The 13040-nt window shown below is 66.3% G+C and carries 14 protein-coding genes; 7 read left to right on the top strand and 7 right to left on the bottom strand.

Annotated features, from left to right (window positions below; genetic code table 11):
* The first annotated feature begins 7 nt into the window (after positions 1 to 7).
* From RSW2DRAFT_RS07655 to RSW2DRAFT_RS07645, 3 genes are all read left to right on the top strand, one after another.
* Positions 8 to 655 carry a pyrimidine 5'-nucleotidase gene (locus tag RSW2DRAFT_RS07655; protein WP_008029666.1) on the top strand — a complete coding sequence of 216 codons (648 nt, stop codon included), beginning with the start codon at positions 8 to 10 and terminating at the stop codon, positions 653 to 655.
* Between the two features lie 107 nt (positions 656 to 762).
* Entirely contained in the window at positions 763 to 954 is a 192-nt protein-coding gene (locus RSW2DRAFT_RS07650) for a hypothetical protein (protein ID WP_008029665.1), read from the top strand.
* Positions 955 to 1019: 65 nt separating this feature from the next.
* Complete coding sequence (locus tag RSW2DRAFT_RS07645) at positions 1020 to 2219, top strand: UbiH/UbiF family hydroxylase (protein ID WP_008029664.1); 1200 nt, start codon at positions 1020 to 1022, stop codon at positions 2217 to 2219.
* On the opposite strand, the gene RSW2DRAFT_RS07640 is transcribed toward RSW2DRAFT_RS07645, so the two are convergent.
* The 3 genes from RSW2DRAFT_RS07640 to RSW2DRAFT_RS07630 all read right to left on the bottom strand — a co-directional run bounded on the left by RSW2DRAFT_RS07640 (position 2216) and on the right by RSW2DRAFT_RS07630 (position 4383).
* Positions 2216 to 3343, bottom strand: coding sequence for an aminotransferase class V-fold PLP-dependent enzyme (locus RSW2DRAFT_RS07640; protein ID WP_008029663.1), 1128 nt, complete (start codon positions 3341 to 3343; stop codon positions 2216 to 2218). The genes RSW2DRAFT_RS07645 and RSW2DRAFT_RS07640 overlap by 4 nt on opposite strands.
* Before the next feature lie 126 nt (positions 3344 to 3469).
* On the bottom strand, positions 3470 to 3928 hold the full coding sequence (locus RSW2DRAFT_RS07635) for an Lrp/AsnC family transcriptional regulator (RefSeq protein WP_008029661.1): 459 nt from the start codon (positions 3926 to 3928) through the stop codon (positions 3470 to 3472).
* Entirely contained in the window at positions 3925 to 4383 is a 459-nt protein-coding gene (locus RSW2DRAFT_RS07630) for an Lrp/AsnC family transcriptional regulator (RefSeq protein WP_008029659.1), read from the bottom strand. The genes RSW2DRAFT_RS07635 and RSW2DRAFT_RS07630 overlap by 4 nt, the downstream gene beginning before the upstream one ends.
* Positions 4384 to 4512: 129 nt before the next feature.
* Between RSW2DRAFT_RS07630 and ilvC the strand changes: the two genes are divergently transcribed.
* The 4 genes from ilvC (at position 4513) to RSW2DRAFT_RS07610 (ending at position 8727) form a co-directional block, all read left to right on the top strand.
* Positions 4513 to 5535, top strand: a complete 1023-nt coding sequence (gene ilvC / locus RSW2DRAFT_RS07625; protein ID WP_008029657.1) for a ketol-acid reductoisomerase — start codon at positions 4513 to 4515, stop codon at positions 5533 to 5535.
* Positions 5536 to 5844: 309 nt separating this feature from the next.
* On the top strand, positions 5845 to 6699 hold the full coding sequence (locus RSW2DRAFT_RS07620) for a hypothetical protein (RefSeq protein ID WP_008029655.1): 855 nt from the start codon (positions 5845 to 5847) through the stop codon (positions 6697 to 6699).
* Positions 6700 to 6761: 62 nt separating this feature from the next.
* Complete coding sequence (locus RSW2DRAFT_RS07615) at positions 6762 to 7778, top strand: PQQ-binding-like beta-propeller repeat protein (protein ID WP_198008081.1); 1017 nt, start codon at positions 6762 to 6764, stop codon at positions 7776 to 7778.
* Positions 7779 to 7821: 43 nt separating this feature from the next.
* Positions 7822 to 8727, top strand: a complete 906-nt coding sequence (locus RSW2DRAFT_RS07610) for a DMT family transporter (RefSeq protein ID WP_008029652.1) — start codon at positions 7822 to 7824, stop codon at positions 8725 to 8727.
* Between the two features lie 84 nt (positions 8728 to 8811).
* Here RSW2DRAFT_RS07610 and glmM read toward each other — a convergent pair whose 3' ends face one another.
* From glmM to RSW2DRAFT_RS07590, 4 genes are all read right to left on the bottom strand, one after another.
* A complete protein-coding gene (glmM, locus tag RSW2DRAFT_RS07605) occupies positions 8812 to 10155 on the bottom strand; it encodes a phosphoglucosamine mutase (protein ID WP_008029648.1) in 1344 nt (447 codons plus the stop codon).
* Positions 10152 to 11165: a dihydropteroate synthase gene (gene folP, locus RSW2DRAFT_RS07600; RefSeq protein WP_008029647.1), complete on the bottom strand. Its 1014-nt coding sequence runs from the start codon at positions 11163 to 11165 to the stop codon at positions 10152 to 10154. Before folP ends, glmM begins: the two co-directional genes overlap by 4 nt.
* Positions 11166 to 11212: 47 nt before the next feature.
* Positions 11213 to 12121 carry a dihydroneopterin aldolase gene (locus RSW2DRAFT_RS07595; protein ID WP_008029645.1) on the bottom strand — a complete coding sequence of 303 codons (909 nt, stop codon included), beginning with the start codon at positions 12119 to 12121 and terminating at the stop codon, positions 11213 to 11215.
* A gap of 103 nt (positions 12122 to 12224) precedes the next feature.
* On the bottom strand, positions 12225 to 12905 hold the full coding sequence (locus RSW2DRAFT_RS07590; protein ID WP_008029643.1) for a cell wall hydrolase: 681 nt from the start codon (positions 12903 to 12905) through the stop codon (positions 12225 to 12227).
* Positions 12906 to 13040: the final 135 nt, after the last annotated feature.

Raw genomic sequence — 13040 nt, 5'->3', positions numbered from 1 at the left:
TGGCGCAATGATTGCACAGCAGTTTTCCCACGTCCGGGCCTGGGTCTTTGATCTGGACAACACGCTTTATCCGCCCTCGGCGCGGCTGTTCGACCAGATCGAGGTGCGGATGACTGCCTGGGTGATGCAGGCGCTTGGGGTGGACGCGCCCGAGGCCGACCGGCTGCGCCGCCACTACTGGGCGCTTTACGGCACCACGCTGGCCGGGCTGATGCACGAACACGGCGTCGATCCGGCGCCCTATCTGACCGATGTGCACGACATCTCGCTGGCAGCCCTTGCGCCCGACCCCGACTTGGCCGCCCGCATCCGCGCCCTGCCCGGGCGGCGCATCGTCTTCACCAACGGCTGCGCCCCCTACGCCGAGCGGGTGCTGGCGGCGCGCGGGCTTTCCGGGCTGTTCGATGCGGTTTACGGCGTCGAGCATGCCGGTTTCCGCCCCAAACCCGAACGTGCCGCCTTCGAGACGGTGTTCGCCAGCGACCGGCTGGAGCCTTCCCAGGCCGCGATGTTCGAGGATGACCCGCGCAACCTTGCCGCCCCGCACGCCATGGGCATGCGCACGGTGCACGTGGCCCCGCTGGCCGACCCCGCGCCACATATCCACCATCACACCGACGATCTGGCGGCTTTTCTGGCCCGGCTGACCGGCTGAGTTCCCTTGCGTCACGGCTGCTACAATTCACCGCAGTTCACGGCGCATTTTCCTTGCACCACGGCAGATCGCTGCTACATCCGGAGGAACAAACAAGGAGAACGGCAATGGCACATCCCGAAACCTCGACCTCCGGCAGCAGCACCCGCAGCCTGGTGATGATCTACCTCGCCCTGCTGGTCGTCGTGGTCCTGATCGCCGTGGCAGTGATGATCCTGGGGCCGGCCGGCCTCGCAATCAGCGCCGTGGTCGCAACCGGGGTGATGATGGTGCTGATCCTGTTCGCCGTGCGCGGCTAAGGCGCAAAAACGGCTGGCAATACAACAGCTTGCCAGCCGGTGCTAAGGGCAGGGCAGAGGCAGGCATGACGCGAATTTCCACCGACATCCTGATCTCCGGCGGCGGCGTCGCCGGAATGACCGCCGCTGCCGCCTTCGGCAGCGCCGGTTTTCGGGTGATCTGCGTCGATCCCGCCCCGCCCATCACCGATGCCGCCGCCGAGGGGGCCGATCTGCGCACCACGGCGCTGATGCAACCCTCTGTCGCCGTGATGCAGGCGGCGGGGCTGTGGCAGCGGCTTTCCCCGCAGGCCAGCGCCTTGCAGATCATGCGGATCATCGACGCCGGTGGTCCGGTGGCCGAACCCCGCCTGATCAAGGATTTCGACGCCGCCGATATTTCCGACCAACCCTTTGGCTGGAACCTGCCCAACTGGCTGCTGCGGCGCGAGATGGTGGCGCGGCTGGCGGAATTGCCCATTGTCGATTTCCGCCCCGGCACCGCCACGCAAAAGGTGCTGACCCGCGAGTCCGAGGCGTTGATCACGCTGTCCGATGGCACACGCGTCGCTGCCCGCCTGCTGATCGCCGCCGACGGCCGCAACTCGCCGGTGCGCCAAGCCCTTGGCATTGCGGTGAAAACCATCCGCTATGGCCAGAAGGCCCTGGCTTTCGCCGTCACCCATCCAATCCCGCACGAAAACGTCTCGACCGAGATTCACCGCTCGGGTGGCCCCTTCACCCTGGTGCCGTTGCCCGACCGTAATGGCCTGCCCTGCTCGGCCGTGGTCTGGATGGAAACCGGCGCCGAGGCCGCACGCCTGGCCGCCCTGCCGGTGCCGGAATTCGAGGCCGAGATGAGCGCGCGCTCCTGCCACGTCCTTGGCCCCCTGACGCTGGCCTCGCGCCTCACCCTCTGGCCGATGATCAGCCAGATCGCCGACCGCATGGCGGGCGAGCGCACGGCGCTGATGGCCGAAGCCGCGCATGTGGTGCCGCCGATCGGTGCGCAGGGGCTGAACATGAGCCTCGCAGATCTGGCGGTGCTGCTGGAGCTGGCGCAGGCCAACCCCTCGGGCCTGGGCAGCCCGGCGATGCTGGACGCCTACAACCGCAAACGCCATTGGGAGGTTGCCGCCCGCGTCCGCGGCATTGACGCGCTGAACCGCGCCTCGATGCTGGCCTCGCCCACCCTGCGCGACCTGCGGGCCAAGGCGCTGGACGCGCTCTATTCCGCAGCGCCAGTGCGCAAGACCCTGATGAAGGCGGGCCTTGGCCTGCGCTAAAGCACCGCCTCCACCGCCGCCCCCAGCCGCGCCAGGGTTCCCGGCACATCCACCAGCTTGTCGAGGCCAAACAGCCCCAGCCGGAAGGTGCGGAACTCCGGTCCCTCGCCCACCTGCAACGGCACGCCTGCCGCAATCTGCAAACCCACCGCGCGGAACTTGGCCCCCGACTGCACCTCGGGGTCATCGGTGAAACTGACCACCACGCCGGGTGCGGCAAAGCCATCGGCGGCGACCGAGACCACCCCACGCGCCGCCAGCATCGCCCGAACCCCCTGCCCCAGCTGCCACTGCGCCGCTTTCAAAACCTCGAACCCCAGCGCCTTCGCCTCCAGCATCGCATCGCGCAACCCCAGCAAGGCATCCGTCGGCATGGTGGCGTGATAGGCATGCCCGCCGCCCTCATAGGCCGCCATGATGCTGCGCCATATCTTCAGATCCAGCGCGAAACTGTTGGACGTGGTCGCCGCCAGCCGCGCCTCGGCCAGCGGGGAAAACATCACCAACCCGGCGGAAGGCGAGGCCGACCAACCCTTTTGCGGCGCCGAGATCAGCACATCCACCCCGGTCGCCGCCATATCGACCCAGATGCAGCCCGAGGCGATGCAATCCAGCACCAGCAGCGCCCCCACCGCATGCGCCGCCTCGGCCATCGCCGCGATGTAATCATCCGGCAGGATCAACCCGGCCGAGGTTTCCACATGCGGCGCGAACACCACCTCGGGGCGGCTGGCATGGATTTTCGCCACCACCTCGTCAATCGGCGGCGGCGCAAACGGCGCCCGCGCCCCATTGCCCGAGGCCCGGGCCATCACCACCTCGACATTGCCCGCAAAACCGCCCGCCTCGAAAATCTGGCTCCAGCGATAGGAAAACCAGCCGTTGCGCACCACCAGCACCGAGGCCCCGGCCCCGAACTGCCGCGCCACCGCCTCCATCGCATAAGACCCGCCACCCGGCACCAAAGCCACGGCACTTGCGCCATAGACCTCGCGCAACATGCTTGAAATGTCGCGCATAACCCCTTGAAACTTCGCGGACATATGGTTCAGGGATCGGTCGGTGAACACCACCGAGAATTCCTGCAAACCATCGGGATCAACATCGGGGCGCAAACCGGGCATGGGCATCTCCTGCAAACCTGCCCCGAAGTTAGCCCCGCGCAGGACGAAGTCACCAGCGAAAACCTTTCCCATTCTCCTTTGCACAAATATCCCGGGGGTCCGGGGGCAGCGCCCCCGGCCTGTCCGCTAGCCAATCGGCCCCGGCCTGCGCTCCTCGGTCAGCAGCACATTGGCTTCCACCTGCCCCACCCCCGGCAGCGTCAGGATGCGCCGCCGCAGCACCCGCTCGAAATCGGCAATGTCGCGCGCCACCACCCGCAGCCGGTAGTCGAACAGCCCCAGCACATGCTGCACCACCTGCACTTCCGGAATCGCCGTCACCGCCCGCTCGAAATCCTCCAAGGAAACCCGGCCCTTGGTGGCCAGCTTCACCCCCAGAAACACCGTGACGCCAAACCCCAAAGCGGCGCGGTCCACCACCAGCCGCTGCCCGGCCAGCACGCCCGCTTCCTGCAACCGCTTCACCCGGCGCCAGGCGGCGGGCTGCGACAGGCCCAGACGGCGGCCCAACTCGCCCGCCCCCAGCCGCCCGTCCAGCGCCAGCGCCCGCAGGATGCCGCGGTCCAGATCGTCCAGCTCGATCACAGCGGCACCCCATCGCTGTCCTTGATGGTGGCGATCAGCATCAGCGCCTCGATATCGGCGATATGCGGCAGGGTCAGGATGCGGCGGCGGTATATTTCCTGATACTGTGCCATGTCGCGGGCGATCACGTTCAGCCGCAGATCAACCCGGCCCAGGAAAGTCTCGATGCCGATCACCTCGGGCACCTCGCGGGCGGCGTCGATGAAATCGTCAAACGCCCGCGGGTCGGTCTTGTCGAGCGAAAACCGCAGCGACACCTCGACGCCATAGCCCAGGGCCCGCCAGTCGATCACCGCCTGCTGCGCCTTGATCACCCCGCTTTCCGTCAACCGCTCGATCCGCCGCCAGCAGGTCGCCTGCGTGACGCCGGCGCGTTCCGCCAGATCGGCCATCGCCAGCCCAGGTTCCGCCATCAACTGCCGCAGCACCCGCCGGTCGGTATCGTCGATCTGCATGTTTCATCCACCAATCGCCACATTCGCGCATGACTTTTCCCCCATCCCCCTAGATATGTCAAACTTTGCACGAACCATCGCCGCAAACCGCCTATGCTGCGCGGCAATCAACCAGCAAAGGAACGCCCCATGCGCGTGTATTATGACCGTGACTGCGACATCAACCTGATCAAGGACAAGAAGGTTGCCATCCTCGGCTACGGCAGCCAGGGCCATGCCCACGCGCTGAACCTGCGCGACAGCGGCGCGAAAAACCTGGTCGTGGCGCTGCGCCCCGGTTCGCCCAGTGCCAAGAAGGCCGAGGGCGAGGGCCTGAAGGTGATGGGCATCGCCGAAGCCGCCGCCTGGTGCGACCTGATCATGTTCACCATGCCCGACGAGCTGCAGGCCGACACCTACCGCAAATACGTGCATGACAACCTGCGCGAAGGCGCTGCCATTGCCTTTGCCCATGGACTGAACGTGCATTTCGGCCTGATCGAGCCGAAACCCGGCGTCGATGTCATCATGATGGCACCCAAAGGCCCCGGCCACACCGTGCGCGGCGAATACACCAAGGGCGGCGGCGTGCCCTGCCTGGTGGCGGTGCATAACGACGCCACCGGCAAGGCGATGGAAATCGGCCTGTCCTACTGTTCCGCCATCGGCGGCGGCCGCTCGGGCATCATCGAGACCAACTTCCGCCAGGAATGTGAAACCGACCTGTTCGGCGAACAGGCGGTGCTGTGTGGCGGTCTGGTCGAACTGATCCGCATGGGCTTCGAGACCCTGGTCGAAGCCGGCTACGAGCCGGAAATGGCCTATTTCGAATGTCTGCACGAGGTGAAGCTGATCGTCGATCTGATCTATGAAGGCGGCATCGCCAACATGAACTACTCGATCTCCAACACCGCCGAATATGGCGAATACGTCAGCGGCCCGCGCATCCTGCCTTACGCCGAAACCAAGGCCCGGATGAAGGAAGTGCTGACCGACATCCAGACCGGCAAGTTCGTGCGCGACTTCATGCAGGAAAATGCCGTCGGCCAGCCGTTCTTCAAGGCCACCCGCCGCATCAACGACGAACACCAGATCGAGAAGGTCGGCGAGAAACTGCGGGCGATGATGCCGTGGATCTCGAAGGGCAAGATGGTGGACCGCTCGCGCAACTAAGCCGGAAAAACCTGCATTTTCAATGCACTGATTCGGAAAGGGGCGCTTTATTGCGCCCTTTTTCATCAGTTTTCGCCAATTTGCGCAACCACCGGTAGAAGTCCGGCCGAAATTCGCGTTTGATTTGACAGGCCCCTCACGTTCTCGTTACCGTCAGACCATGGTCGGTATATTTTCGACCAAGGTCTGTATTGAGAAGCCCCCTCGTCAGAATTTTCTGGCAAGAATCTCATGAGCCCTGCCCCCGCTTGCACCGCGTGAAACCTGGTCGATTTTACGCCCGAAAAAATGACCCTTTGGGAGGATGAAATGCTGGACAGAATGAAAGGTGGCTTTGCCGCCACGGCCTTGCTTTGCCTGGGCCTTGCCAACCCGCTTGCCGCCGATACCAGGACGCTTTCACAGCAGTATCTTGACGATGTGCGCAGCGGTGCCATCGTGATCGAGGGTGACAGCGCGGCGGTGTCGGAACTGATCCTGAAACGCGATATTCCGATCCCCTACAGCTATATCGCGCAGCTGTTTGCCACACCGAACGCCTTCGGCTCGGGTCCGGCCTGCATCATCTGCCACGGCTCGAACAACCCGACCCATGCCTACCGCGGCCTCAATCTTTCCACCTGCGACGGCCTGCGCAACGGCTCGACCGAGCAACCGGCCCGCGCCATCTTTACCCCCGGCGAAGACCCCAAGAACGCCATCATCGGCCGCCGCCTGCGCGCGAACCGCATGCCGCTGGGCATCGCCTTCAACAACCCCACCGATTCCGCACCGATCCTGGCGATCAAGGAATGGATCCTGGCGGGGGCGCCGAACGACGAGCATTTCACCAAGGAAATCCTGCCGCTGTTCGCCACCGACAACACCTTTGGCCCCGACACGCCGCATTGCACCACCTGCCACTTCTCGAACCAGGAACCGCCCAGCTTCCACGAGCTGAACCTGACCACCTATGAGGGCATCATGCTGGGGGCGGATTCGGTGGCCAAAGGTGTCGACAATGCCACCAAGGTGATCATTCCGGGTGACCCGGAGGCCTCGAAGGTGTTCCAGCACCTGACCGAAGACCGCATGCCGCCCGGCATCGACCCCTCGGAAGACCGCGACCATCCGAACACCCAGATCCTGTTCGCCTGGATCAAGCAAGGGGCCAAATGCGAGTAACGCCCAACCGGCGCCTTGTGCTGCAATCCCTGATCGCCGGCCTGGTTTTCAGGCCGGCGGTCTTGGCTGCGCAAGACCTGCCCGAACTTGCCGCCCTGCGGCGCTGGAAAACCGGCAATGCGGTTCTGAACCCGCTCGCCTATGGTGAGGATCGCCTGCTGTTCTGCGGCGACAAGACCATCGGCGCGATTGCGCCGGATGCTGCCCAGCCGCTGTGGCAGCTGCCGCACGGCTTTGACAAGGCCGCCGAATTCCGGCCGCGCCCGGCGGCGGCCAAGGTGATCTGCGGCGGCCGGTTCTGGCTGGCCGGCTATGATGCCGCCACCGGCACCGAACTCTGGCGGCATGCGGCAAAGATTCAGATCGGTGTGCCCTTCGTCACCCCGACCCACACGCTGTTTGGCGATGGTCACTGGCTGATCGCGCTGGATACCGCGACCGGCGCCGAATTGTGGCGCTTTGCCGCCATCGAGGATACCATCATCGCCTATGCCCCGGTGGCCGATGCCGATACCGCCTATGTCGGCCCCGGCGACGGCCGGCTTTATGCGCTGTCGCTGGCCGATGGCAGCCTGAAATGGGCGGTCGATGGCCGGGCGCAATGGCAATACCTGCGCCAGATCAGCATCGAGGACGGGATTCTGGTGGCCGGCACCTATCACGAGAACCTCAAGGGCCTGTCGCTGGCCGATGGCCGCGAGTTGTGGAGCTTTTACGCCGGCAATTTCATCAACTCGCAACTGGTGCGCGACGGTTCGGCGTATCTGTGGTCACCCACCGGCTATGTCTATGCCATCGACACCCACAGTGGTGCTATCCGCTGGCGCTATCAGACCACCGATTACGACAACACGCGCAGCAACTGGGCCTCGGTGGTGGCCGAACTGCAAGCCTTTGACGGCAAGCTTTATGCGCTGTCGCTCGACCATGTGCTGCACCGGCTGGATAGCGCCACCGGCACCGACCATGCGGAATGGCGGATGCCCGACAAGATCCGCTATGCGCTGCTTCCCGTAGCCGGTCATGGCATCGCCTTCCCGACCGAAAGCGCCGAGGTGCTGCTGACCGCTTTCCCCTGACCGGCCCTTGCCCCGCCAGCAACCGCCACCTATAACCCCGGCCATGACCGACACCCCGCTCCAGAAGCCCGGCCTTGCCAACTGGTTGCGGGTCATCGCCCTGTCGGTGATCTGGGGTGGCTCGTTCATGGGGGTGAAGCTGGCGCTGGCCGGGTTTGGCCCGCTCAGCATCGCCGCCATCCGCATCGCGCTGGCCGCCATCGCGCTTTTCCTGATCGCGCGCAGCATGGGTCTGGCCTTGCCGCGCAGCCGCCGGGTCTGGGCGCATGCCATCGGCATGGGGTTCTTCTCCAACGCCCTGCCGTTTGCACTGCTCAGTTGGGGGCAGTTGCATGTGGCCTCGGGCTTTGCCGGCATCACCATGGCGGCGGTGCCGCTGTTCACCCTGCTCTTGGCGCACCGGCTGATCCCGGGCGAGCAGATGACGGTGTGGAAACTGCTGGGCCTTGGCTTCGGCATCGCCGGGGTGGTGGTGCTGATCGGCCCAAGGGCGCTTGCCTCGTCGGGGGCGGATGTCGAAAATCTGGCGCGGCTGGCCTGCGTCGCCTCGACCCTGTGCTATGCCATCGGCGCCATCATCACCCGCCGCTGCCCGCCAGTGCCGCTGGTGGCGTTCTCGACCGCCGCCCTGATCGCCGCGAGCGTGATGATGCTGCCACTGGCCTGGGCCATCGAAGGCACCCCGGACCTTGCCGCCGCCACCCCAAGCGCGCTGCTGGCGCTGCTTTACCTCGGGCTTGGCCCCACCGCGCTGGCCACCCTGCTGCTGGTCAAGGTGATCACCACCGCTGGCCCCACCTTCCTGACTCTGTCGAACTACCAGGTGCCGCTGTGGTCGGTGCTGTTCGGCACGATCTTCCTGCACGAGAAACTGCCGCCCAGCTTCTTCGCCGCCCTCGGCCTGATCCTGGCAGGCCTCGCCCTCAGCAACATCCGCCGCAAGGCTTGACCCTGATTTCACCTTTGCTCAAATATCCTGGGGGGTGAGGCGCTATGCGCCGAGGGGGGCAACGCCCCCCTTCCTGCCTCAAACTCAAACCGCCGCTTCCACCGCCGCCACAATGCTGCCCACCACCTCGGCCAGCAGCACCTCGTCCTCACATTCCGCCATCACCCGCACCAAAGGCTCGGTGCCCGACTTGCGGATCAGCAGCCGCCCCGAGCCCTGCAACCGCGCTTCGGCATCAGCAATCACCGCCTGCACCGCCGCCGCCGCCAAGGGCTGCGACCCCGCACCGTAACGCACGTTCTTCAGCATCTGCGGCACGGTCTGAAAGCTTTGCGCCAGCGCCGATGCCGGCTGTTCGGTGCGCGCCATCTCGGCCAGAAACTGCAACCCGGCAATCAGCCCGTCGCCGGTGGTGGCGTAATCGGTCATCACGATATGGCCCGACTGCTCGCCGCCCAGGTTGAAACCGCCGCGCCGCATCGCCTCGACCACATAGCGGTCGCCGACATTGGTGCGCTCCAGCCGCAGCCCGCGCCGCTCCAGAAACCGCTCCAGCCCGAGGTTCGACATCACCGTGGCCACCAGCGTGCCGCCGTGCAGCCGCCCCTCCTCGGCCCAGCGGGCGGCCAGCAGCGCCATGATCTGGTCGCCATCCGCCACCTTCCCGGTCTGATCCAGAATCATCACCCGGTCGGCGTCGCCATCCAGACAGATGCCGACATCGGCGCCATGCGCCACCACCGCCTCGGCGGCAGTCTGGGTATAGGTCGAGCCACAACGGTCGTTGATATTGGTGCCATTCGGCGCCACCCCCACCGGGATCACCTCGGCGCCCAATTCCCACAGCACCTCGGGGGCCGCACGATAGGCCGCGCCATTGGCGCAATCTATCACCACCTTCAGCCCATCAAGCCGCAGCCCGACGGGAAAGGTGGTCTTGGCATATTCCTGATAGCGCCCGCGGCCATCGTCGATCCGCTTGGCCCGGCCGATGTTCTGCGGCTGCGCCAGCGCAATCTCGCCCGCCAGAATCGCCTCGATCTCTCTTTCGGCATCATCCGACAGCTTGAAGCCGTCGGGGCCGAAGAACTTGATGCCATTGTCCTGATGCGGGTTGTGCGAGGCGCTGATCATCACCCCCAGATCGGCGCGCATGCTGCGCGTCAGAAACCCCACCGCAGGCGTCGGCACCGGCCCCAGCAGCAGCACGTTCATCCCCGTCGAGGTCAACCCGGCGGTCAGCGCGTTTTCCAGCATGTAGCCCGACAGCCGCGTGTCCTTGCCGATCACCACCCGGTGCGCCGCAGTGCCGTCGCGCCGGAAGAACCGCCCCGCCGCCGCCCCCAGCCGCAAGGCCATCTCGGCGGTCATCGGGTAGGTATTGGCCCGCCCGCGCACCCCATCGGTGCCGAAAAGTGTCCGTGTCATGCGCCCTCACTCTCTAACAACGACCGCCACAGCGCCAGCGCCTGCCGGGTTTCCCACACATCATGCACCCGCAGGATCTGCGCCCCCTGCGCCACCCCGGCCAGCGCCACCGCCAGCGACCCCGGCGCGCGGCGGTCGGCCTGCGCCTCGCCGCCAATGGTGCCGATGAATTTCTTGCGCGACACCCCCAGCAGAATGGCGCAGCCCAGACCATGGAACAGCGACAGCCCGCGGATCAGCGTCAGGTTATGCTGCAAGGTCTTGCCAAAACCGATGCCGGGATCAACCACGATGCGGGCGCGCGGGATCCCCGCCGCGCAGGCCAGCGCCACCCGTTCGGCCAGATAGTCGTAAACATCCAGAGCCACGTCATCATATTGGGGATCGTCCTGCATGGTCTGCGGTGTACCCTGCGCGTGCATCAGGCAGACCGGCGCATCCGCCTGCGCCACCACCTCCGCCATGCCCGCGTCATAGCCAAAGGCCGACACGTCATTGACCATGCTTGCCCCGGCCGCCAGTGCCGCCTGCGCCACCGCCGCCTTGCGGGTGTCGATGGAAATGGCGGTGGCAATCCCGCCCGCCCGCAGCGCCGCAATCACCGGGGCGGTGCGCGAAATCTCCTCGGCCTCCGCCACCTCGGCCGCCCCTGGCCGAGTGCTTTCGCCGCCGATGTCGATGATCTCGGCCCCCGCCCCTGCCATCATCCGGCCCTGCGCCGTGGCGGCATCCGGGGCCAGAAACCGCCCGCCGTCGGAAAAGCTGTCGGGTGTGACGTTCAGGATACCCATCAGCCGCGGGCGCGACAGGTCCAGCCCGGCCAATGCGGCACGCGGCGCGGTCAGCGCCGCGCGTGCCGCTGCGGGCAGATCGCGCACCGGAATCAGCTGCGGCCGGGCGCTGCGCGACAGCACCTCGACCCGGTCGAACCAGCACCAGCCCCCGGCCAGCGTCAGCGCATCCGCCGGGCGCGCGGCATCGGTCATCACAATCGGTCGGAAGTATTCCATGCCCCCTCGTTAGGGCCTTTGCCGCCCGCTTGGCAAGCCCTTCGCCCCTAAGCCGCCAGCACCGGCACGCGGCTTCCCGCCGGAAGTGTTACAGCGCCGTGAACGATCATCCGCGCCGCCGCCAGCATTTCCGCCAGCCACAGCGCCAGCGCCACCGGATCGCGCGATTGCGGCCCGTCAACCGCATCCAGCACCAGTTTCGACGGCGCCCAGACGATCATCTTGCCATGCCGCATCGCCCAGTCGATCTCGGTCCGGGTCGCCACCACCACGCAGCGCGGGTCGCGGGCGGCCAGCACCCAGGCGTTCTGCTCGATGGCCAAGAGATCAATCCGCCGCTGGGTCGGGCGGTGGCCGGTCAGCGGGCGCGGCGTGTCGGGCAGACCAACGGTCAGGATCACCGGCAAGCCCTGCGCCTGCCAGCCATCCAGCCGTGCCGCCAGATCAGGTGCCGCAATCGCCGCATTGTCCAGATAGACCAGCAGCGGATGCAAGGCGGCTTCCGCCCCATCGGCGGCCACGGCGCGCACCGGCACTTCGGCGCGGCTACGCACGATCTCGACCCCCAGCGCCCCCGGCCCGCGATCGAGCTTTTCCACCCGCACGAACACCCGCATGGCGGGAGGTTCCGCCAGGATACGCTCGGCCACCTTCTCGGCCAGGGTCTCCAGCAGGTTCAGCCGCTCGGCGGCAAGCTCGGCGGCAATCGCCTCGGTGATGCGATCATACGAAAGGATGCGGTCCACATCGTCCAGCAGCGGCGCCGGGTGCGGCCGCACCTCGACCACCACGTTGAAACGCACCCGCTGCCGCGTGCCGCGTTCCTGCTGAAACGCGCCGATCTCGACCTCGACCACATGGTCGCGCAAGGAAATGCGGTCGCGCGGGTCGGCAGAGGCCGAAGCCGCCGCCCGTTCCTCGGGATGCGCAAAGGCAAGACTGGTATCGCTGGTCATCCGGGCCTCCGGCCGCCACTGCGGCTTGCGCAGGATAGCCGCCCGCGCGCGCCTGCCTTGCCCGAAGGCGGCAGGCAAGGCAAGAGCCGCGACATTGCCGCGGTCAGGACCCCGAGGGCTGGCGGTAGAACAGATGCGCACCGATGGCGGCGGTGCGGGCAAAGCGGTTGGCCCAGCCGGGCCGCACGTTGCGTGTGTGGAAATGCGTGGCCCCCAGCGTCAGCGACCGCGGTGCTCCGTCCAGCATCAGCCGGGCGATCTTGCCGGCCTGAGCATAGGCCGCCGGTTCGTGGATGCGGTCGGAATAGCCGTCGCAGGTGAAGGAAAACTGGCACCCGCCGTTACCGCCCTGATTGACCACACCGCAGATGGTGCCGGGATAGCGCGGGCTGTCCACCCGGTTCAGGATTACCTCGGCCACCGCGAATTCGCCCTTCACGGTCTCGCCGCGGGCTTCGAAATACAGTGCCTTGGTCAGGCATTGCCATTGCGCATCGCCAGTGGCGGGCGGCAGTGTCGCCAGCCAGGCCGCGTCATGGCGAACGGCACCCGGCGCCTCGGACTTCTTGCGCGAGGGGGCAGCGACGCCATTGGCCACCGCCTGCAATTGCACCGGCGCCAGTTGTTGCAGCGCCTGGCGTTCACCGCCCAGCAGCGCGGAAAGCTTGCCGCCAATCGCGGCGGTGGGGTCGTTGGACTGGCTCACCGTCACATCGGCGAAGGCCGCTCCGGCAAGGACAATCAGCGCCATTGCGGCACGCGTCCATATCTCAAGCAAGCGCATTTTCGGTTGTTCCCGGTCTATTTCAGCCTGCTGCCAGCGGGGTGTCTTTGAGGGTTCGATGGCAACAGGGGCCGGAAATAGACGCTGCATTGCGGCATCGTCCACCCCGGTGGCAAAAATGCCACACAAAAGGCC

This window comes from Rhodobacter ferrooxidans (genome assembly GCF_000176015.1).
Taxonomy (GTDB): domain Bacteria; phylum Pseudomonadota; class Alphaproteobacteria; order Rhodobacterales; family Rhodobacteraceae; genus Pseudorhodobacter_B; species Pseudorhodobacter_B ferrooxidans.
The sequence above is the reverse complement of the archived record's forward strand: the minus strand, read 5'-3'. Positions and strand labels throughout refer to the sequence as shown.

Coding starts and splice junctions, on each gene's coding strand:
- RSW2DRAFT_RS07655 (WP_008029666.1), top strand. CDS start 8: ATGATTGCACAGCAGTTTTCCCACGTCCGGGCCTGGGTCTTTGATCTG.
- RSW2DRAFT_RS07650 (WP_008029665.1), top strand. CDS start 763: ATGGCACATCCCGAAACCTCGACCTCCGGCAGCAGCACCCGCAGCCTG.
- RSW2DRAFT_RS07645 (WP_008029664.1), top strand. CDS start 1,020: ATGACGCGAATTTCCACCGACATCCTGATCTCCGGCGGCGGCGTCGCC.
- RSW2DRAFT_RS07640 (WP_008029663.1), bottom strand. CDS start 3,343: ATGCCCGGTTTGCGCCCCGATGTTGATCCCGATGGTTTGCAGGAATTC.
- RSW2DRAFT_RS07630 (WP_008029659.1), bottom strand. CDS start 4,383: ATGCAGATCGACGATACCGACCGGCGGGTGCTGCGGCAGTTGATGGCG.
- ilvC (WP_008029657.1), top strand. CDS start 4,513: ATGCGCGTGTATTATGACCGTGACTGCGACATCAACCTGATCAAGGAC.
- RSW2DRAFT_RS07620 (WP_008029655.1), top strand. CDS start 5,845: ATGCTGGACAGAATGAAAGGTGGCTTTGCCGCCACGGCCTTGCTTTGC.
- RSW2DRAFT_RS07610 (WP_008029652.1), top strand. CDS start 7,822: ATGACCGACACCCCGCTCCAGAAGCCCGGCCTTGCCAACTGGTTGCGG.
- glmM (WP_008029648.1), bottom strand. CDS start 10,155: ATGACACGGACACTTTTCGGCACCGATGGGGTGCGCGGGCGGGCCAAT.
- folP (WP_008029647.1), bottom strand. CDS start 11,165: ATGGAATACTTCCGACCGATTGTGATGACCGATGCCGCGCGCCCGGCG.
- RSW2DRAFT_RS07595 (WP_008029645.1), bottom strand. CDS start 12,121: ATGACCAGCGATACCAGTCTTGCCTTTGCGCATCCCGAGGAACGGGCG.
- RSW2DRAFT_RS07590 (WP_008029643.1), bottom strand. CDS start 12,905: ATGCGCTTGCTTGAGATATGGACGCGTGCCGCAATGGCGCTGATTGTC.